The 18,351-nt window shown below is 70.8% G+C and carries 18 protein-coding genes; 11 read left to right on the top strand and 7 right to left on the bottom strand.

Features of this window, described 5'->3' with window-relative positions:
* Positions 1 to 53 precede the first annotated feature (53 nt).
* Complete coding sequence (locus D0T12_RS30160) at positions 54 to 659, top strand: TMEM175 family protein (RefSeq protein ID WP_117403949.1); 606 nt, start codon at positions 54 to 56, stop codon at positions 657 to 659.
* Between the two features lie 32 nt (positions 660 to 691).
* On the opposite strand, the gene D0T12_RS30155 is transcribed toward D0T12_RS30160, so the two are convergent.
* Positions 692 to 2,482, bottom strand: coding sequence for a family 20 glycosylhydrolase (locus D0T12_RS30155; protein ID WP_117403872.1), 1,791 nt, complete (start codon positions 2,480 to 2,482; stop codon positions 692 to 694).
* Positions 2,483 to 2,754: 272 nt separating this feature from the next.
* Here D0T12_RS30155 and D0T12_RS30150 point away from each other — a divergent pair, with 272 nt between their 5' ends.
* Positions 2,755 to 3,276 (top strand): alpha-ketoglutarate-dependent dioxygenase AlkB family protein, encoded by a 522-nt coding sequence (locus tag D0T12_RS30150; RefSeq protein WP_117403870.1) that lies wholly within the window; start codon positions 2,755 to 2,757, stop codon positions 3,274 to 3,276.
* Positions 3,277 to 3,459: 183 nt separating this feature from the next.
* Here D0T12_RS30150 and D0T12_RS30145 read toward each other — a convergent pair whose 3' ends face one another.
* Positions 3,460 to 3,822 (bottom strand): SbtR family transcriptional regulator, encoded by a 363-nt coding sequence (locus D0T12_RS30145; protein ID WP_117403868.1) that lies wholly within the window; start codon positions 3,820 to 3,822, stop codon positions 3,460 to 3,462.
* Between D0T12_RS30145 and D0T12_RS36060 the strand changes: the two genes are divergently transcribed.
* Complete coding sequence (locus tag D0T12_RS36060) at positions 3,742 to 4,212, top strand: MFS transporter (RefSeq protein WP_199487781.1); 471 nt, start codon at positions 3,742 to 3,744, stop codon at positions 4,210 to 4,212. The genes D0T12_RS30145 and D0T12_RS36060 overlap by 81 nt on opposite strands.
* 173 nt (positions 4,213 to 4,385) lie before the next feature.
* On the opposite strand, the gene D0T12_RS30135 is transcribed toward D0T12_RS36060, so the two are convergent.
* Both D0T12_RS30135 and D0T12_RS30130 read right to left on the bottom strand, forming a co-directional pair.
* Complete coding sequence (locus tag D0T12_RS30135; protein ID WP_117403865.1) at positions 4,386 to 5,321, bottom strand: NAD-dependent epimerase/dehydratase family protein; 936 nt, start codon at positions 5,319 to 5,321, stop codon at positions 4,386 to 4,388.
* A 474-nt stretch (positions 5,322 to 5,795) separates the two neighbouring features.
* Positions 5,796 to 6,137: an ArsR/SmtB family transcription factor gene (locus D0T12_RS30130; protein ID WP_233526364.1), complete on the bottom strand. Its 342-nt coding sequence runs from the start codon at positions 6,135 to 6,137 to the stop codon at positions 5,796 to 5,798.
* Between the two features lie 82 nt (positions 6,138 to 6,219).
* On the opposite strand from D0T12_RS30130, the gene D0T12_RS30125 reads away from it, so the two are divergent.
* Positions 6,220 to 7,293, top strand: coding sequence for a flavin-containing monooxygenase (locus D0T12_RS30125; RefSeq protein ID WP_233526363.1), 1,074 nt, complete (start codon positions 6,220 to 6,222; stop codon positions 7,291 to 7,293).
* On the opposite strand, the gene D0T12_RS30120 is transcribed toward D0T12_RS30125, so the two are convergent.
* Positions 7,256 to 7,630: an ArsR/SmtB family transcription factor gene (locus D0T12_RS30120; protein WP_117403862.1), complete on the bottom strand. Its 375-nt coding sequence runs from the start codon at positions 7,628 to 7,630 to the stop codon at positions 7,256 to 7,258. The two genes, D0T12_RS30125 and D0T12_RS30120, sit on opposite strands and share 38 nt — an antisense overlap.
* A gap of 78 nt (positions 7,631 to 7,708) precedes the next feature.
* On the opposite strand from D0T12_RS30120, the gene D0T12_RS30115 reads away from it, so the two are divergent.
* Positions 7,709 to 9,271 carry an FAD-dependent oxidoreductase gene (locus tag D0T12_RS30115; RefSeq protein WP_117403860.1) on the top strand — a complete coding sequence of 521 codons (1,563 nt, stop codon included), beginning with the start codon at positions 7,709 to 7,711 and terminating at the stop codon, positions 9,269 to 9,271.
* Positions 9,264 to 10,499, top strand: a complete 1,236-nt coding sequence (locus D0T12_RS30110; RefSeq protein WP_117403858.1) for an MFS transporter — start codon at positions 9,264 to 9,266, stop codon at positions 10,497 to 10,499. Before D0T12_RS30115 ends, D0T12_RS30110 begins: the two co-directional genes overlap by 8 nt.
* On the opposite strand, the gene D0T12_RS30105 is transcribed toward D0T12_RS30110, so the two are convergent.
* Together D0T12_RS30105 and D0T12_RS30100 are read right to left on the bottom strand one after the other, a co-directional pair.
* Complete coding sequence (locus D0T12_RS30105; protein ID WP_117403856.1) at positions 10,496 to 11,305, bottom strand: SMP-30/gluconolactonase/LRE family protein; 810 nt, start codon at positions 11,303 to 11,305, stop codon at positions 10,496 to 10,498. The two genes, D0T12_RS30110 and D0T12_RS30105, sit on opposite strands and share 4 nt — an antisense overlap.
* The gene (locus D0T12_RS30100) at positions 11,302 to 12,252 is read right to left on the bottom strand and encodes a hypothetical protein (RefSeq protein ID WP_117403854.1); all 951 of its coding nucleotides are present in this window, start codon (positions 12,250 to 12,252) and stop codon (positions 11,302 to 11,304) included. The genes D0T12_RS30105 and D0T12_RS30100 overlap by 4 nt, the downstream gene beginning before the upstream one ends.
* Before the next feature lie 123 nt (positions 12,253 to 12,375).
* On the opposite strand from D0T12_RS30100, the gene D0T12_RS30095 reads away from it, so the two are divergent.
* The 5 genes from D0T12_RS30095 (at position 12,376) to D0T12_RS30075 (ending at position 18,348) form a co-directional block, all read left to right on the top strand.
* Positions 12,376 to 13,140, top strand: a complete 765-nt coding sequence (locus tag D0T12_RS30095) for an IclR family transcriptional regulator (protein WP_117403853.1) — start codon at positions 12,376 to 12,378, stop codon at positions 13,138 to 13,140.
* Between the two features lie 84 nt (positions 13,141 to 13,224).
* Positions 13,225 to 14,292, top strand: a complete 1,068-nt coding sequence (locus D0T12_RS30090; protein ID WP_199487780.1) for an amidohydrolase family protein — start codon at positions 13,225 to 13,227, stop codon at positions 14,290 to 14,292.
* Positions 14,289 to 15,713 (top strand): aldehyde dehydrogenase (NADP(+)), encoded by a 1,425-nt coding sequence (locus D0T12_RS30085; RefSeq protein ID WP_117403852.1) that lies wholly within the window; start codon positions 14,289 to 14,291, stop codon positions 15,711 to 15,713. The genes D0T12_RS30090 and D0T12_RS30085 overlap by 4 nt, the downstream gene beginning before the upstream one ends.
* Positions 15,710 to 17,056, top strand: a complete 1,347-nt coding sequence (melA, locus tag D0T12_RS30080) for an alpha-galactosidase (RefSeq protein WP_117403851.1) — start codon at positions 15,710 to 15,712, stop codon at positions 17,054 to 17,056. Before D0T12_RS30085 ends, melA begins: the two co-directional genes overlap by 4 nt.
* Positions 17,053 to 18,348 carry an ABC transporter substrate-binding protein gene (locus tag D0T12_RS30075; protein WP_117403850.1) on the top strand — a complete coding sequence of 432 codons (1,296 nt, stop codon included), beginning with the start codon at positions 17,053 to 17,055 and terminating at the stop codon, positions 18,346 to 18,348. Before melA ends, D0T12_RS30075 begins: the two co-directional genes overlap by 4 nt.
* Positions 18,349 to 18,351: the final 3 nt, after the last annotated feature.

The following is an 18,351-nucleotide window of genomic DNA, read 5'->3' as shown; positions in this document are numbered from 1 at the left end:
CGTTGCCGGATCCTTTACCTCCCGTCGCCGGGACGGGTGGCAGAGTGATCGCGGTGGCCATTCCCAGGGACCCCGACCGGCTCGTGTACTTCACCGACGCCGTCGTCGCGATCGCCGTCACCCTGCTCGTCCTGCCCCTGGTGAACGTCGTTCCCCAGGCGGAGCGGAACGGGCAGAGCGCAGCCGAGGTGATCACCGAGCATCAACCGGAGATCTTCGGATTCCTGCTGAGCTTCGCGGTGATCAGCCGCCTGTGGCTGGTGCACCACGACTTCTTCCGGCACGTCCGCGCCTACTCGAAGCCGCTGCTCATGTGCAACGTCGGGTGGCTGCTGACCATCGTCGTGCTGCCGTTCCCCACGGAGATGGTCGGCGTCTACGGCGACGACCGTTTCACGGCCGGCTTCTACATCGCCACGATCCTCGCCGCCGTCCTCTTCCAGACCGGGCTGGAACTCATCGTCCGGGCGAACCCCGAACTGGCGTCCGAGACGGCTCCACCACCACCCGAGTCCCTTCCCGGATCGGTCACCGCCGCCGCGCTCCTCGCCCTCGCCCTCGTCCTCGCGCTGACCGTCCCGAGCCTGAACTACTGGACGCTCCTCCTCCTCTTCCTGTCGTCGCCCATCGAAAAGGCCTGGCACAAATACCGCAGGTAAGTGGTGTTACCGGCGTTCTGTGTAGCCGGACGTCAGCAGGGGCCGTTGTCGGTCCAGACGTCCTGGGGGTTGTTGCCGGGGGCGTCGCCTCGCGTCCACCATCGGGCGGTCCAGGTGTGGTCGTTGTACGACACCTTGTCACCGCCGACATAGGTGGCCGTGCCGTCCCACTCGGGTTCGGTGCACTTGCCCGGGTTGTTGTTGTCGGTCCTCCAGGGCACCTGGCTTGAGCGGTAGAAGTTGACGCCCATGACCTGCCAGCGCGGTCCCTGCGCGCCCAGCCGTTGCCGGAAGGCGTTCCAGTTGTGGGTGGACTGCGGCGACCAGGCGAGTTCGGCGATGGCCGGAAGCCGGGGGAACGCCATGTACTCGATGTCGGCGATGTTCAGCAGGGTTTCCGACCACAGTGGTGCCTCGACGCCGAACACCTGCGACTCGGTCACGCCGGTCATGTGCGTTCCGGGGTTCCATTCGTAGGCGGTCTGCACCTCGATGTAGCCCGCCCAGCTGAGCCCGAGACGGGTGCTGGAGTTGTACTTCATGTCGAGGTAGGACTTGTTGGCCGGGGACATGAGGATCTTGTTGCCTCGGCGTGCCGCCGCCTGAACTCCCGCGTGCGACGTCCCCGTCTGCCAGTACTGCGGGACGGCCGAGGTGGGCAGGGTGGCGTCGACGATGTCGTGCCAGCCCATCGCGATCTTGCCCTGTTCCTGCACCATCGGCAGCACCTTGTTGAGGAATGTGACGTAGTCCTTCTGGGGCGTGGCGCTGGCCTCGTCGCCGCCGATGTGGAGGTAGGGGCCGGGAGTGAGCGCCGCGACCTCGCGGATGACGTCGGCGACGAACTTGTAGGTGATGTCCTTGTTGATGCACAGGGAGCTGTAGCCGACCTGGATGTCGGTGCGGCGCGGCGGCGCGACGTTGTTGCAGTTGAGTTCCGCGTACGAGGCCAGCGCCGCGTTGGTGTGGCCCGGCATGTCGATCTCGGGGACGACGGTGATGTGGCGGCTCTGCGCGTACGCGACGATGTCCTTGTACTGGTCCTGGGTGTAGTACCCGCCGGGGGTGCCGCCGACCTCGAGTTCGCCGCCGTACGTCGCCAGCCGGGGCCAACTGTTGATCTGTATCCGCCAGCCCTGGTCGTCGGTCAGATGCAGATGCAGATAGTTGATCTTGTATAGGGCGATCTCGTCGACGTACCGCTTGACCTCGTCGACGGTGAAGAAATGGCGGGCGACATCGAGGTGGGCGCCGCGATAGGCGAACCGTGGATAGTCGACGACGCGGCCGCCGGGGATCTGCCAGGGGCCCGGTTGCGTGGTGGTGCTCTCGACCGCCGCCGGGAGAAGCTGCCGCAGCGTCTGCACGCCCGCGAACAGTCCGGCGGGCTGGTTCGCCCGGATGACCACCGTGGAGGGCGTGACGTTGAGCTGGTAGCCCTGGCTGCCCACGGTCTGGTCCGCGCCGGTGAGCAGCAGCGATATGCCGTCGGTGGGCGTGGCGGTGGCGCTCCTGACCGGCAGCGGGTAGCCGGTCGACCGGCGCAGGAGGGCGGCGAGGTAGTCGCCGACGCCCGCCGAACCGGTCTGGACGTAGATCGCCGTGTCGCCGGTGATCGTGTGGTCGGCGCCCGTGGCCGGTTCGGCCGTGACCGGCACCGGAACGATGTCCTGCATGCTCGCGACCTTGGCGGCGCCGGACGCCGGACCGACGTCCGCGCGCACCGCCGGTCCCGTACCGGCCACCGACAGCACCAGCGAGGAGAGGATGGCCACCAGCTGCTTGGAGCGCGATCCGGCGCGCGGCGGTCGGGAGGAGTTCATGGGAGCGGATCCTTCAGCGGGGGAACAACAGAAAGGTTTGTTGCCAGTTAGAACGCTTCCCGCCCCGCTGTCAAGGGCTTCCCCTGCCCGGCCGCTCCGTGTGCCGGTCGCGCGGTCCGCGGTCGGGCGCGCGACCGGTGCGGTTGTTATTCGGTGGTCGTCGGGTTCGGGGCCTTCTAGGATCCCGAGCCATGTCGTCCCTTCGCCGCGAGCGACAACAACGTGAGCGCCCCCGCACCGCTGCTTGAGCTCACCTTCGCGACGGAGAGACCATGACCGCACTGCCCCTCGGCGTCCGCCATTTCCCGGCCGCGCTGCCCGACGCCGACGCTGATCTGGCGTTCCTCCTGACCGAGGTGGCCTGGGACGACCGCATGCGTGCGCGCCGTACCGCAAGTTTCGGTGTCCCCTACAACTACTCCGGCCAGCACTACGACCCCGTGGAGATGCCTCTGCGCATCACGGCGATCGCGGCCCGCGTCGGCGAGTTCGCGGGCCATCCCTTCAACAACTGCCTGGCCAACCGGTACGAGACCGGCGACAACACCATGGGCTTCCACCAGGACTCCTACGAGGGTCTGGTTCCGGCCACCGCGATCGCGATCGTCTCGCTCGGCGCGACCCGTCCCCTGGTGTTCCGTAGCATCGACCGGATTCACCGCACCGAACTCGCCCTTGAGCACGGATCGTTGCTCCTGATGACGCGGGCGACTCAGCGCGCCTGGACGCACGGCGTGCCCCGCGCCGGTTCCGCCGGACGCCGTATCAGCCTCACGTTCCGTTGTTTCGAGTGAGCCGCCCTGCATCGCTGGACGTGGCAATCTGATCGCCGATCACCCTCCTCCGATCGAGGAACTAATACCGGCGCAGGCGACCACCGTGCCGGGCGCGGTGGTCAGGTCGAGCAGGGCGGTCGACTCGGCCGTGCGGACGCGGTCGCCCGGCCCGGCGGGGTCGACGGTGTGGTGGGGGTCGGCCTATACATCGCTCCCGGTGGCGAGTCCTTCCAGGATCAGCTTCAACAGGCGGTCGCTGCGGTCGCGGTCGGCGGGAGAGTTCTCGCGCACCCACCCCACCCCGGTGAGCAGGTCGAACAGCTCGTCGGGGGAGAGGGCGGCACGTACCCGGCCGGCCTTCGGCGCGGTGCGCAGCAGCGTCGCGCCGCTCTCGTGCATGGCGCCGCACATCTCGTGCGAGGGGGTGCCCTCGTCGTACATGCTCCGCGCCAGGATGCCGACCAGGCCGCGGAGGGTGCTGAAGTGCCGGACCGCCTGCCGCGTCCACTCGGCCAGGGCGTCCAGCGGATCGGGCGCTTCGGACAGGCGCTCGGCCCGGGCCACCAGGTCGCCCAGGCCGTCGCGGTTCGGCCGCGCCGCGGCGCCGAACCGCTGCTGCCCGCCGCCGTGTTCGCCGACCGCGACCGCGCCGCCGCGTTCCTGAACCTCCTGCTGTTGGCGCTGGTGCTCACCAGCTTCCTGGTCTACCTGGTCCAGTACCTTCAAGGCGTCCTGAGGTTGGACGCGCTGGAGAGCGGCCTCGGCATCCTGCCGTTCGGCCTGGCCCTGCTGGTCACCACGCAGCGGCTCACCAAGCGGCTCGTCAGGATCGACCTGAAGGCGCGGGCGGCGGCCGGGCTGGTGCTGCTGTTCTGGTTCGGCCCGGGCGCGCGGCGCCGCGCGGACGGCCCGGCGGACGCGGAGAAGGCCGCCTCCGCTACCGACGAGGGCTGACGGAGGCGGCCCTCCCGTCGTGACCTCCCGGTGGATCTCCCGGCGGCGCTTCGGGCACGTCGTGAGGCGTCCCCGCCCTTGTCAGCGCCGCCGGGAGCGCAGGCGCATGGCCGGTGGCCACGCGGTTCGCGGGTGGTCGGATGTGGGGTTCGTTCGCCGGGATCGGCCCGGGGTCAAAGGGCCGCCTTGAGGCCCTGGCGCCAGGTCGGGTGCGCCGGACGCCAGCCCAGCTCGCGCTTGGCCTTCGAGTTGGACGCGCCGCGGAGTTCGGTCATCAGGACGACGCCGACCGGCCCGGCGGCGAGCCGTCCGACGAACCGCGGTACGCGCATCGGCTTCTTGGCGCCCAGCATCGCGGCCACCTCCGGCAGCCAGTCGGCGACCGGCGCGGGATCGTCGTCGACGATGTTGTAGACACCGCGGTGGCCCTTCTCGATCGCCGCGACCGTCGCCTCCGCCGCGTCGGCGACGTGGATGAACGACCACACTCCGTCGCCCTTGCCGACGACCGGGAACCTGCGCTTGCGGATCATCTCCAGCTGCTCCGAGCCCGGCTCCATCGACGTGCCCGGTCCGTAGAACGCGCCGTAGCGGAGCACGATCCCCTCGGGCCGGTCGGAATCCAGCACGGCCTGCTCCAGATGCCGGACCGCCCCGATCATCGAGGCCATCTCGCTGACCGGCGACGAATCCAGCGGGTCCTCCTCGGTCTTCACCGGGCCGCCCGTCCGGGCATAGGTGAACGCGCCGTTGCTCTGCGCCACGAAGCGCCGCACTCCCGCCGCGCGTCCCGCCGCGAGCAGGTTGTCGGTGCCCTCGATCCGCAGCCGGTCGGTGGCGGCGAAGCTGCGCTGGAAGTGGCGCGTGTCGATGTGCCCGATGGCGGTCAGCTGGTGGACGATCACTTCCGGGTTCGCCTCCCGCACCGCCGCCTCGACCTGCTCACGGTCGAGCGCGTCGGCGATGACCGGCGCCGCGCCGAGCCCCGTGGCGGCGGCCCCGGCGGACTCGCTGCGAACCATGGCGAACACCTCGTGTCCCGCGTCGACCAGACGCGGCACCAGCTGCTTGCCCAACGCTCCGGTCGCTCCTGCCACAAGCACTCTCATGATCGGCTCCTGTTCTGTGTCGTCCCCTTGGACGGGGCGACGGCACCGATTTGTGACGTCCACAGCGCTCCAGGCTTCATTTCCCGTGTGCACGCACCCAGACACCACCACGGAACCGGAACCGGCGTCCGGCCCCTCCACCGGTTGGTCCTGCCGCACAGCTCCAGGACCGCGAAACAAGGGCCATCCGGACGTCACAGCGACGTCGGTGCCAAGCGGAAGGTGCTCAAGACGGCGGTCGCGCCGGTACTCCTCGCCGTGGCGCTCGCTCTGATCGGGCGTGGCTCAGCCGGTGACGCGGCGGCACCATGCAGGGCCTCCACGAACTCCCCGTGACCTGGTGACAAGCACCCGGCACACGAGCGGTTCCCATTGCCTCGACGGAGGGTGAAGCCGGCCTGGCCGGGCGATCTGCATCAACGATTCCGTCGCCGCCTTCGCCTCCGTCGTCAGGAGCCTGGCCAGGGGGATCCGTTAAGGCGGTGGGCAGCAGGTGCGCAGGTAGGTCTGCAACTCGGTGAGCGACTGCTCCACGGCGGCGACGTCGACGCGGTAGAAGACCTGCTTGCCGTGTTTGCGGGACGTGAGCAGGCCGCCGCGACGCAAAAGCGCGAGTTGCTGGGAGGCGGTCGGTTGGGCGATGCCCAGCCGTTCGGCGACGGTGCCCACGGTGAGTTCGGTCCCGCCGGTGAACAGCTCCAGCATCTGTTGGCGCTGCTCGCTGGCGAGGGCTTTGAGGAACTCGCGTGCCTGCGGGCCGAGCCGGACGGCGCCGTCGGCGCCGCAGCCGAGTGTGCTCGCCACCGGTTCGCTCACGCCACCTCCCGTCCTCTGCCCGGGATCCTAGCGCACCCATCGTTATATTGACATTTAACGAAATGAAAATATGTTGGCGCTCATGGATGCCGACATCGTCATCATCGGAGGTGGTCAGGCCGGGTTGGCCACCGCCCACGTAGCCCGTGCGCTCGGCCTGGCGCCGGTGCTGTTGGAAGCCTCGCGGTCCACCGCCGGGTCGTGGCCGCACTACTACGCCAGCCTCACGCTGTTCTCCCCGGCCCGCCGCAGCGCACTGCCCGGGGCTCGATTTCCCGGCGACCCGGACGGCTATCCCACGCGGGACGAGGTCATCACCTACCTGACCGGCTATGCCGAGCGCCTCGACGCCGACATTCGCACCGGACATCGCGTGGTGAAGGTCGCCGCCGACTCCACCGGGCGGCGATTCGAGGTCGTAGAGGACGGGCAGAGCTTCAGCGCGCCGATCGTGATCGCCGCGACGGGCGCGTTCGGCCGTCCGTACCGTCCCGAACCACCAGGACTGGAAACGTTCTCCGGCATCGTCCTGCATTCCTCGGACTACCGGCGACCGGAGGACTTCGCGGGCAGGCGGATCGTGATCGTCGGCGGCGGGAACTCGGCTGTGCAGATCGGCATCGAGCTGAGCGGGCAGGCCCGCGTCACACTGGCCACCCGGCATCCGCTGCGGTTCATGCCCCAACGGCTGCTCGGCGTGGACATGCACATCTGGCTGCAACGCACCGGCCTGGACACCGCCGGTCGGGCGCGCCGGCTACTCACCGGCGGGAAGGGCACACCGGTGTTGGACACCGGCACCTACCGGGCGCGGATCGCCACCGGTAATCCCGACCGGCGGCCCATGTTCACCCGCCTGGACGGTGACGACGTGGTGTGGCAGGACGGCACGCGCGAACACATCGACGTGCTCCTGCTGGCCACCGGATTCCGGCCCGGCGTCGAGTACCTGACCGAGTTGGGCGCACTCGACGAACACGGACAGCCCAAGCATCGTCACGGTGTCTCGGCCACTCATCCGGGGCTGGGTTATGTGGGGTTGGAGTGGCAGCGCTGCTTCGCGTCCGCGACGCTGCGCGGTGTCGGCGCGGACGCCCGACACGTCCTCGATCATCTGCTCAAGGCGCACCGGCCGAGGCGGGGTCGGGCAGCGTGAACAGGCCCGCCAGCCGGGTCACTCGCTCGGGGATCACCCGGTAGTACACCCAGGTCCCGCGTCGTTCACCGTCGATCAATCCGGCCTGGCGCAGCACTTTCAGGTGGTGAGAGATCGTCGGTGCGGTCAGGTCGAACGGGACGGTCAGGTCGCACACGCACGCCTCCCCGCTCTCGGCCGAGGCGATCATGTTCAGCAGTCGGAGCCGGATGGGGTCGGCCAGGGCCTTGAACACCCCGGCGAGTTCGACGGCCTCCGCCTCGCTCAAGTCGGCCTCGCTCAGCGGTTCGCAGCACACCGAGGTGGTGACGTCTTCCAACTCCAGCAACTTAGACATGCATCTAATTTGACATCCATCTATGTAAGATGCAAACTGGCGCCTGATTAGAAGAGCATCGAAGCAAGGGAGAGGTCCATGGCCGAGGTGAACCAGTCTCAGGTGGAGAGCGCCTGCTGCGGAGTCGGCGGTTGCTGTACCGGCACCGAACGGTCTCTGGATCCGACGGTCACCGTGACCGAGGCCAAGAAGGCCGCCGGATGCGGATGCGTCGACGACACCGAGCAGGCGGGGCTTCCGGTGGTGGTCGTCGGAGCCGGGCCGGTGGGGCTGGCCGCGGCGGCGCATCTGGCCGAGCGAGGGCTGGACTTCGTCGTCCTCGAAGCCGGGGACGCGGTCGGGGCGGCGATCTCCGAATGGGGACACGTCCGGCTGTTCTCCCCATGGCGCTACGACACCGACGCCGCCGCCCGGCGCCTGCTGGAGCCGACCGGCTGGACGCCACCCGCCCCCGACACGCTGCCCACCGGGGCCGAGCTCGTCCGCGACTACCTGACACCGCTGGCCCGCGTCCCCGAGTTGGCCGGACGAATCCACACGCGAACCCGCATGGTCGCCGTGTCCCGACAAGGCATGGACGTCACCCGCACCCTGGGCCGCGACGAGCGCCCGCTGCTCGTGCGAACCGTCGGCCCGGACGGCACCGTCACCGACCTGCCCGCCCGCGCGGTCATCGACGCGTCCGGAACGTGGGGCCACGGCAACCCCCTCGGACACTCCGGCCTGCCCGCGCCCGGTGAGGAAGAGGCCGCCGCGCGTCTGACCGGGCCGCTGCCGGACGTCCTGGGCCGCGACCGCGACCGTTTCACCGGACGTCACACCCTGGTCGTCGGCATGGGCCACTCGGCCGCCAACACCCTTCTCGACCTGGCCGAACTCGCCAGGACGGCGCCCGGCACGCGCATCACCTGGGCGGTGCGCGGGTCGTCGGTCGCCCGCCTGTACGGCGGCGGCGACGCCGACGGCCTGCCCGCCCGCGGCGCACTCGGCACCCGATTGAAGAACGCCGTGGAGAACAACGAGATCGACCTGATCCGCGGCTTCACCATCACCCGCTTCACCACCGGTGACGGAGCCGTCCAGGTCACCGGCACCACCGAGGACGGCGACCGCGTCATCACCGCCGACACCGTGGTCGCGGCCACCGGCTTCCGCCCCGACCTGGACATACTGCGCGAAGTTCGGCTCGACCTCGATCCCGCCACCCAGGCCCCGACCAAGCTGGCCCCGCTGATCGACCCGAACTTCCACTCGTGCGGAACCGTCCCGCCACACGGCGAACGCGACCTCGCCCACCCCGAACCCGGCTTCTACCTGGCCGGAATGAAGAGCTACGGACGCGCCCCCACCTTCCTCCTGGCCACCGGCTACGAACAGGTCCGCTCCATCGTCGCCGCGCTCGCCGGGGACCGGGACGCGGCCGACACCGTCCAACTCGACCTACCCGAGACCGGCGTCTGCTCCACCGACCTGGTCACCGAAGACCGACCCACCGCACAGGACGGTGGATGCGGGACGTCCTGCTCGACACCGTCGGCCGCCGAGCCGATAAGCATCAGTACTGGTGCACCGACCGGACTCGGATTCTCGACCGGGATCGAGCACGGCTACTCGGGTGAGGCCGAACCCGCCGATGCCTGACGCGGCGGGCGGCCACGCGCGGCGCGCGATGAACAGCCCGCTGGCCGCGTTGTCCGTCACAGAGATCACTAGTTGGGGCGTGCTGTACTACGCCTTCCCCGTCCTGGCGCCGACCATCACCCGCGACACCGGCTGGTCCACCGGCGCGATCACCGCCGCGTTCTCCGCCGCCCTGATCGTCGCCGCACTCGGCGGCATCCCGGTCGGCCGTGCCCTGGACCGCCACGGCCCGCGCACCCTGATGACCGGCGGCTCGATCCTGGCCGTGCTGGCCCTCTCGGGACTCGCGGCGGCGCCGAACCTGTGGTGGTTCACCGCCTGCTGGCTCGTCGCCGGAATGGCGATGTCCGCCGTCCTTTACCAACCGGCCTTCGCGGTGCTCACCCGCTACTACGCACCCCGGCACGTCACCGCGCTGACCACCCTCACCCTGATCGCGGGGCTGGCCAGCACGGTGTTCGCGCCGCTCACCGACGCGCTCGCGTCCCACCTGTCCTGGCGCGGCACCTACCTGGCACTGGCCGCCGTGCTGGCCGTACTGACCATCCCGCTGCACTGGCTGGCTCTGCGCCGCCCATGGCCGTCACCACATGACGGCCCGTCGAACCGGGCCGTCCAAACCCACCCCACGAACCGCGCCGTCGTGTGGGGCACGGTACGCAGCAGGCCGTTTCTACTGCTCACCGCCGCGATGACCCTGTCGGCCTTCACGGCGTTCGCGGTGGTGGTCAACCTGATCCCGCTGCTCGTCTCCCGCGGAGCGGATCCCAGCGTCGCGGCCTGGGCGCTCGGCCTCGGCGGCGTCGGCCAGGTCACCGGACGCCTCGGCTACCGCACCCTGGCCCGCCGCACCGGCGTCCGCGCCCGCACCGTCTCGATCCTGGCCCTGTCGGCCGCCACCACCGCCGCCCTCGCCCTCGTCCCCGGCCCGATCGCCCTACTGATCGCGGTGGCGTTCCTCGCCGGGACGACCCGCGGCATAGCCACACTCCTCCAGGCCACCGCCATCTCAGACCGCTGGGGCACCGCCGCCTACGGCTTCCTCTCCGGCATCCTCGCCGCCCCCGTCACCATCGCCACCGCCATCGCCCCCTTCGCCGGAGCCGCCCTTGCGACCGCGCTGGGCGGCTACCCGAACATGTTCCTCGCCCTCACCGCGGCCGCCGCCCTGGCCGCCCTCGCCGCCACCGGCACCACGCCGCCCCGCAGGGGGACCGTGGCTCCTTAGCCGGCGAAGGGGGTGGGGGGTAGGCCTTGGCCCGCGTCGGGGACGACGAAGAGGGGGCCGTCCGCGCTGGTGATGTAGAGGTCGTGGAGGTTCGGGCCGCCGAAGGCGCAGGCGGTGGTGAGGGGGACAGGGAGATCGATGACGAGGTCGAGCCCGCCGTCCGGGGTGTAGCGGTGGACGGCTCCTCCCTCCCAGATCGCGGTCCAGACGCAGCCGTCGGTGTCGACGGTCAGGCCGTCCGGCAGGCCGGTCACGGAGGTGAAGGTATGGCGGTCTGTCGGCAGGCCGGAGTCGTCGAGGTCGAACACGTCGATCCGGCGGGTGGGGGTGTCGGCGTAGTACATCCGGTGGCCGTCGGGACTCCAGGCGATGCCGTTGCTCACCGTCACCCCGGCGAGCACGGTATGGAGGCGGTGGTCGGGGCCCAGTCGGTAGAGGCTTCCTCCGCCGGGCGCCTCGTCGTAGCGCATGGTGCCCGCCCAGAGCGCGCCGTGCGGGTCGACGGCCGCGTCGTTTCCGCGGCGGCCGTCGGCGCGGAGGTCGGCGAGCCATGTGAAGCCGCCGTCCGCGTCGTAGGCCCCGATTCCGTCGCGGAGGTTGACCACATGGCCGCCGGCGGCGCGGGGTTTGGCCGCGCCGACGTGCTGGCCGGTACGCAGCAGGACGCGGTCGGCCCCGGAGGACGGCCCGTAGGCGTGGACCTCGCGGGCGAGGATGTCGACCCAGAGAAGGTGCCCGGCGGCGGGGTCCCAGGTGGGGCCTTCGCCGAGCCGCGCCGGTCCCCGCCAGGCGATCTCGGCCTTCATACCGTGACGGGGACCGGGAACCTGACCAGGTTCCCCGGCTCCCGGCTGCCGAGGGGGGACATGGCGGCGTCGGCTCCGTAGCGTTGGAGCAGGTCGAGCACGAGCCGGCCGCGCCGGACGCGTTCCCGTCCGCTCGCCACGGCGACGTCCCGCAGATGTCGTCCCACCGGGTAGACGGACGCGGCGTTGCGCAACCCGAACTTCAGGTAGATGGGCGCGCCGCACCGGACGAGTTCGGCCGCCTCGTACAGCCGGACGAATCCGCCGAGGTCGTCGGGGGCCTCGATGTAGAAGTCCACGGGGCAGGCGCTGACCTGCCGGATCTCGGCGAGCTGGTGCAGGGTGAGGTCGCTCGGCACGTTGATGGAGTCGGCGCCGAGGCCCTCCCAGATGCCGTAGGCGATCGGGTTGACCGGCCCGACCAGCGCGGAGACCTTGAAGGTGGTGTCGGCGGGCAGCCGTCCGCCCGCGCGCATCTGGTGCAGGGTCCACAGCACGCCCTCGTCGGCCACCAGCAGGCACCGCACGCCCAGCGCCGCCGCGCGCTCGGCCTCGGCGACGCACTGGGCGAGCTGGTCACGGCCGCGCGCCCGCAGCCCGGCGCCGCCCGAGTCCGAGCGCACCGAGCCGCCGATGTCCCAGGTGCCGCGGGGGCCGAGGAACAGGCAGAGTTCGATGCCGCGCTCCGCGCAGGCGCCCACCATCTCGGTGATCTCCGCGTCGGTGAGCATCCACACCCCGCTGCCCTGGCTGACCCGGTGCACCGGCACGTCGAGGCGCTCGATCTCGGCCAGCACTCCCTGGAGGACGGCGGGCCCTTCGACGGAAGGTATCTCCGTCCGCCAGGAACCGGAGTCGGGGAACCGCGCCGTGGAGCCCGCGGGGCCCTCCCCGCGGGCCGGGAGTCCGAGGTCCCGAAGCGCGGCCTCGCCGGGAAGATCGCTCATCCTGCCTCCGAGTTCGATATTTCGAACAATGTCCGATATCCTGTGCCGGACGATAATCTCTGTCCGTGTGGGGTGTCAACGCCGCCCCCGTCCCGTCCCTGCGGCACAAAGAAGAGGTGGACCATGGCGCGTGAGGTTCCGGCGGTGAGCCGGGCGCTGAACATTCTGGAGCTCTTCCTCGACGTCCCGACGCTGTCGGCCCCCGACATCGCCGCGCGCCTCCGGCTTCCCCGGACCACCGTCCACGAGCTGCTCACCACGCTCGTCGGCCGCCACTACCTGGTCGCGGTGCCCGGCCAGCCGACGCGCTACCGCCTGGGGGTCCGGCTGTTCCAGCTCGGCGGGGTGTTCGCCCAGAACCTCGACCTGATCCGCGAGGCCCAGGAGGTCGCCGACGAGACGGCCGCCGCCTGCGGAGAGACGGTCCAGGTGGGGGTACTCGAAGGCGACCAGGTGCTCTACATCGCCCGCGCCGAGAGCACCCATCCGGTGCGGATGGTCTCGACCGTCGGCCGGCTCCTGCCCGCGCACTGCACCGGCCTCGGCAAGGTGCTGCTCGCCGGGCTGCCGCCGGAGGAGCTCGACGAACTCTTCCCGGACGACCGCGAACTCGTCACCATGACCGCGAACAGCATCGCCTCACCGGACCGGCTGCGCGAGGAGATCGCGCGGACCCGCGAGACCGGTCTCGGCCACGACGACGCCGAGTCCAACGACGCGGTGCACTGCGTGGCGGCGGGCGTCCACGACCACACGGGCGCGCTGGTCGCCTCGATGAGCATCTCCGTTCCGTCGCCGCGCTGGGACGACGACGTGCGGGACCGGCTCGGTGATCTCGTGCGGGAAAGGGCGGGTGTGCTGTCCGCCCGTCTCGGCCACCTCGTCTGACCTTGACGATGAAATAAAACGTCGATTACGGTCCCGCCATCAGCATTTCGAATGCTGTTCGAAATCTCGAACACAACGGGTGGCATGATGTCCGACGCACTCCTGCTGAGCCGGTACGTTCCGCGCCGGCGGCTCACCGTCCGGGAACACGAGGTCCCGCGAGCCAGGTTCCCCGCGGTCGACGCCCACGCTCACCTGGGCCGATGGCTGAGCGACTGGGACGGCCGCCCCGGCGAATGGATGGTCCCCGACGTCCCCGCGCTGCTGGCCGCCATGGACGAGCACAACGTCCGGAGCCTGGTCAACCTGGACGGCCGGTGGGGCGCCGAGCTTGAGGCCAACCTCGCCCGCTACGACGCGGCCCATCCCGGACGGTTCGTGACCTTCTGCCATGTCGACTGGGCGGAGCTGGCCCTGCCGGACGGCGACACCCGGCTGGTGAAGAGCCTCACCGAGTCGAAGGAGGCCGGAGCGGGCGGCCTCAAGGTGTGGAAGGACCTGGGCCTGGAGGTGCGCGACGGGCGCGGCGAGCCGGTCCTGCCCGACGATCCGCGGCTCGACGCGCTGTGGGAGGCCGCCGGCGAACTCGACCTGCCGGTCTGGATCCACACCGCGGACCCGAGGGCCTTCTTCGACCCCGTCGACGAGCGCAACGAGCTGCTGGAGATCCTCCTCGCGCACCCCGAGTGGTCGTTCGCGCGGCCCGGACTGCCGAGCTTCGAGCGCCTCATGGACGCCCTGGAGGCCGTGGTCGGCGCCCATCCGCGGACCACGTTCGTCGCGGTGCACGGCGGCGGCAACGCCGAAGACCTCGGCTGGGTGAGCCGGATGCTCGACACCTATCCCAACCTGCACATCGACATCGCCGCCCGGCTCAACCAGCTCGGCCGCCAGCCCAGGGCCACCCGCGCCCTGATGACGCGCCACCCGGACCGGGTGCTGTTCGGCACCGACGAGATCCCGCACTCGGGCACGGCCTACCCGCTGCACTTCCGCTTCATGGAGACCGACGACGAGTGCTTCCCGTACTCGCCCGAGGAACCGCCGCCGATGGGACGGTGGACGATCTCCGGCGTCCACCTCCCGGACGACGTGCTCGCACTCGTGTACGCCGAGAACGCGAGGCGGTTGCTGCCGGGGCTCGCCCGATGAGCGCCCCGGCCGAGACCACCGTGGACGGGGTCGCCGACATCTGCGCCGCAGCGGCCGCGGCCGCGCCCGGTTTCGCGGCGCTGCCCCTGCCCGAGCGGGCCGGGCTCCTCCGCGACGTGGCCGCCGCGCTCCGCGCGGCCGAGCGGGATCTCGTCGCGCTCGCCGACGAGGAGACGGCGCTCGGCGCCGAGCGGCTCACCGGCGAACTCGCCCGCACCACCCACCAGCTCGACCTGTTCGCGGACGGCGTCCTCGACGGCCGGTTCCGGGAGATCATCGTCGACCGGAACGGACCCGGACCCGACCTGCGCCGCATGCTCGTCCCGATCGGCCCGGTCGCGGTGTTCGCGGCGTCCAACTTCCCGCTGGCCTTCTCCGTCGCCGGCGGGGACACCGCGAGCGCGCTCGCCGCCGGCTGCCCGGTGGTCGTGAAGGCGCATCCGGGGCATCCCCGGCTGTCCGAGCTGTGCGCGGCGCTGGTCGCCGAGGTGCTCCCCGAGGGTGTGCTCGACCTGACGCACGGGATGGAGGCCGGACGGGCGCTGGTCACCAACCCCGACATCCGCGCCGCCGCCTTCACCGGATCGGCGACCGGCGGACGGGCCCTGGCGGACCTCGCGCACGCCCGCCCCGACCCGATCCCCTTCTACGGCGAACTCGGCTCGCTGAACCCGGTGGTGGTGACCGCCGCCGCGGTCGAGGCCCGGGGCCCGGAGATCGCCGACGGTTTCGTCGCGTCCTACACCCTGGGCGCGGGCCAGTTCTGCACCAAACCGGGAGTGGTGCTGATCAGCCGCGGGCACGGCCTGGACGACCGGCTCGCCGAAGCCGTGTCCCTGGTGGAGCCGCGGCGGCTGCTCGGCGAACGGATCGCCGCCGCCTACCGGGACGGCGTCGCGGCCCTGGCCGAGGCCCCGGGGGTGACGCCGCTCGTCCGTCCGATACCGACCAGCGGGGACGTCGCGGCACCGGCACTGTTCAAGGTTCCCGCGCGAGAACTGGCGGGCCCGCTACTGGAGGAGTGCTTCGGCCCGGTTTCGGTGCTGGCGGAGTACGACTCGGTCGCCGAACTCGTCGCGGCCGTGGAACGGCTGCCCGGCAGCCTCACGATGACGATCCACGCCGAGCAGTCCGACACCGCGCTGGTCCGCACGCTGCTCGTCATGGCGGCGGCGCGGGCCGGGCGGATCGTGCACAACGGCTGGCCGACCGGCGTGACGGTGAGCCCGGCGATGCAGCACGGCGGCCCGTGGCCGTCCACGACCGACCCGCTGCACACCTCGGTCGGATTCACCGCGATCCGGCGCTTCCTGCGTCCCGTCGTCTTCCAGGACGTACCGGACGAGTTCCTGCCCGCCCCCCTGCGCGACACCCCCCTGCGCGACACCCACGACCGGCACCCCCAGACAGGAGACTCATGACGAAGATCGCGATGATCGGCGCCGGGGGACAGGAGTTCCCGCTGCGCCTGATGACCGACTTCCTGGCGCTGGAGAGCCCGCGCGAGGCCGCCTACACCCTGATGGACATCGACCCGGTGCCGCTCGCGCGAACCGAGCGTCTGGTCAGGCGGGTCGCGTCCGCCCACGGGTACAAGATCGAGCTGGAGACCACGACCGACCGCCGCGCCGCCCTCGACGGCGCCGACTTCGTGATCGTGTGCTTCCAGGTCGGCAGCCAGAGCGCCTACACCCTGGACATGGAGATCCCGCGCAGGTACGGGATCGACCAGACCGTGGGCGACACCCTCGGCCCCGGCGGCGCGATGCGCGGGCTGCGCACGATGGCGGTGCTCGACGGGCTCGCCGACGACGTCCTGGAGCTGTGTCCGGACGCCCTCGTCCTCCAGTACGCCAACCCCATGTCGATCAACTGCGCGTACCTCCAGAGCCGGGGCGTCAAGGCGGTCGGGCTGTGCCACTCCGTCCACCACACCGCCGGTCAGCTCGCCGACATCATGGGACTGGCCCCGGGCACCTGGTCGTTCCGCGCCGCCGGCATCAACCACCAGGCCTGGATGCTGGAGTTCAAGCACGAGGGCCGTTCGATCCTGCCTCGCCTGTACGACACGATGCTCGCCTACAGTCGCGGTGAGCACGACCCGGTCGTGGAGATCGACGAATGGTACGCGGGCGGCCGCGAACGGGTCCGCACCGAGGTCATGAAGCTCACCGGCTACTTCCCGACCGAGTCCAGCCACCACGTCTCCGAGTACTTCCCGCACTTCCGCCGGTCGCCGGAGCTGATCGCCGAGCTGCTGCCCGAGCGCTGGGACTACCACGCGATCGGCAGCGGGCAGGGCGACGCCGAACAGGAGGCGCTGGCAGACGAGCTGGCCGCCGAGCCGCTCACGCTGAGCGGGGAGTACGCGGCGGGCATCGTCGACTCGATCCTGACCGGCACACCCCGCGTGATCTACGGGAACGTTCCCAACGACGGCCTGATCACGAACCTGCCCGCCGGCGCCTGCGTGGAGGTCCCCTGCCTGGTCGACGCGAGCGGCGTCCAGCCGACCCGCGTCGGTGACCTGCCCGCGGCCTGCGCCGCCGTCAACCTTCCCTCGATCGCCTTCCAGTCCTGCGTGGTCGAGGCCTACCGGACCCGCTCCCGTCGGCTCGTCAACACCGCGCTCACCCTCGACCGGCTGACCGCGGCCCTGCTCCCTCTGCCCGACATCCAGGCGTTGACCGACGAACTCCTGGACGAGCAGGCGCGCTGGCTACCCGCCTTCCACGACAGCGACGGGAAAGGAGATCGACGATGAAGATCGGTATAGGGTCGGCCACGGCCTGCGCGGCCGTCCTCGCGGGCGCCCTGCTGAGCGGGTGTTCGGGAGACGACGGCGGGGTCTCCGCCGACGGCACCGTGCGCATCGTCTTCTGGCACGGCCAGACGCAGATCGCGCAGAAGGCCCTGGACGGGCTGGTGGCGGAGTTCAACCGCACCCACCCCAAGATCAAGGTGGTGAGCCAGAGCGGCGGGTCCACCGCCGACCAGCTCCTGCCGAAGGTCACCGCCGCCCTGGTCTCGGGCAGCTATCCCGACATCAGCTACATCTACGGTTCCGACCTGGCCAGCATCGCCCGTAACCGGAAGGTCGCCGACCTGACCTCCGCCGTGCAGGCGCCGGGGGTCGACTGGAACGACTTCTGGCCCGCCGCCCGCGCGGCGGCCACCGTCGACGGCCGGGTGCGGGCCATCCCCGCGCTGACCGACAACCTCGCCGTCATCTACAACAAGAAGCTCTTCGCCGAGCAGAAGGTGGCGCCGCCCAAACCCGGCTGGTCCTGGGACGACTTCCGGGCCACCGCCAAGGCACTGACCGACCCGTCCAAGGGCACGTACGGAACGGCGTGGCCGATCGCCGACGGCGAGGACGTGACCTGGCGGCTGTGGCCGCTGGTCTGGCAGCAGGGCGGCGACATCGTGACGCCCGACCGCCGCAGGTCCCGCTTCGCCGGTCCCGAGGGGGTACGCGGGCTCACGGTCTGGCGGGACATGTCCGTGGCCGACAAGTCGGTCTATCTCGACCAGGACTCGGCCGGCGCGCGGATGGGTCAGCTGTTCAACAATGGGAAGATGGGGATGTTCGTCGCCGGTCCGTGGGCGCTCGCCGACATCGGACCCGCGAAGATCGACTATGCGGTGGCGCCGCTCCCCGGGTTCAACGGCGACAACACCACGATCGGCGGCCCGGACAACTGGGTGGTCATGGACAAGGGGTCCGAGCGCCGGAAGGCGGCCACCGAGTTCCTGCTCTGGCTGACGCGCCCGGCACAGGACCTGCGCTGGGACCTGGCGACCGGTCAGTTGCCGCTGCGTGCGAGCGCGTCCCGTCACCCGAGCTACGCGGCCTACCAAGCCCGGTGGAAGCTCGACGTCTGGATCGACAACCTGCCCAAGATGCGCACCCGTCCGACGCTGCGCGCCTACCCCAAGCTCTCCCAGGCCGTGCAGGAGGCCATCGCGGCCGTCCTGCTGGGCAAGATGGAGCCGGGGCCGGCACTGGACCGGGCCGCGAAGGCGGCCGACTCGGCGCTCGCCACGGAGGAGTGACCG

The sequence above is a fragment of the Actinomadura spongiicola genome, from assembly GCF_003432485.1.
In the GTDB taxonomy this organism is placed as follows: domain Bacteria; phylum Actinomycetota; class Actinomycetes; order Streptosporangiales; family Streptosporangiaceae; genus Spirillospora; species Spirillospora spongiicola.
This window is presented reverse-complemented; position numbering and strand designations above follow the sequence as displayed.

What these genes read in the sequence shown, in the direction of transcription:
- D0T12_RS30110 (WP_117403858.1), top strand. Translation starts at nt 9,264, where the DNA reads ATGCCTGACGCGGCGGGCGGCCACGCGCGGCGCGCGATGAACAGCCCG.
- D0T12_RS30125 (WP_233526363.1), top strand. Translation starts at nt 6,220, where the DNA reads ATGGATGCCGACATCGTCATCATCGGAGGTGGTCAGGCCGGGTTGGCC.
- D0T12_RS30150 (WP_117403870.1), top strand. Translation starts at nt 2,755, where the DNA reads ATGACCGCACTGCCCCTCGGCGTCCGCCATTTCCCGGCCGCGCTGCCC.
- D0T12_RS30085 (WP_117403852.1), top strand. Translation starts at nt 14,289, where the DNA reads ATGAGCGCCCCGGCCGAGACCACCGTGGACGGGGTCGCCGACATCTGC.
- D0T12_RS30090 (WP_199487780.1), top strand. Translation starts at nt 13,225, where the DNA reads ATGATGTCCGACGCACTCCTGCTGAGCCGGTACGTTCCGCGCCGGCGG.
- D0T12_RS30095 (WP_117403853.1), top strand. Translation starts at nt 12,376, where the DNA reads ATGGCGCGTGAGGTTCCGGCGGTGAGCCGGGCGCTGAACATTCTGGAG.
- D0T12_RS30075 (WP_117403850.1), top strand. Translation starts at nt 17,053, where the DNA reads ATGAAGATCGGTATAGGGTCGGCCACGGCCTGCGCGGCCGTCCTCGCG.
- D0T12_RS30115 (WP_117403860.1), top strand. Translation starts at nt 7,709, where the DNA reads ATGGCCGAGGTGAACCAGTCTCAGGTGGAGAGCGCCTGCTGCGGAGTC.
- D0T12_RS30155 (WP_117403872.1), bottom strand. Translation starts at nt 2,482, where the DNA reads ATGAACTCCTCCCGACCGCCGCGCGCCGGATCGCGCTCCAAGCAGCTG.
- D0T12_RS30135 (WP_117403865.1), bottom strand. Translation starts at nt 5,321, where the DNA reads ATGAGAGTGCTTGTGGCAGGAGCGACCGGAGCGTTGGGCAAGCAGCTG.
- D0T12_RS30120 (WP_117403862.1), bottom strand. Translation starts at nt 7,630, where the DNA reads ATGTCTAAGTTGCTGGAGTTGGAAGACGTCACCACCTCGGTGTGCTGC.
- D0T12_RS30100 (WP_117403854.1), bottom strand. Translation starts at nt 12,252, where the DNA reads ATGAGCGATCTTCCCGGCGAGGCCGCGCTTCGGGACCTCGGACTCCCG.
- D0T12_RS30105 (WP_117403856.1), bottom strand. Translation starts at nt 11,305, where the DNA reads ATGAAGGCCGAGATCGCCTGGCGGGGACCGGCGCGGCTCGGCGAAGGC.
- melA (WP_117403851.1), top strand. Translation starts at nt 15,710, where the DNA reads ATGACGAAGATCGCGATGATCGGCGCCGGGGGACAGGAGTTCCCGCTG.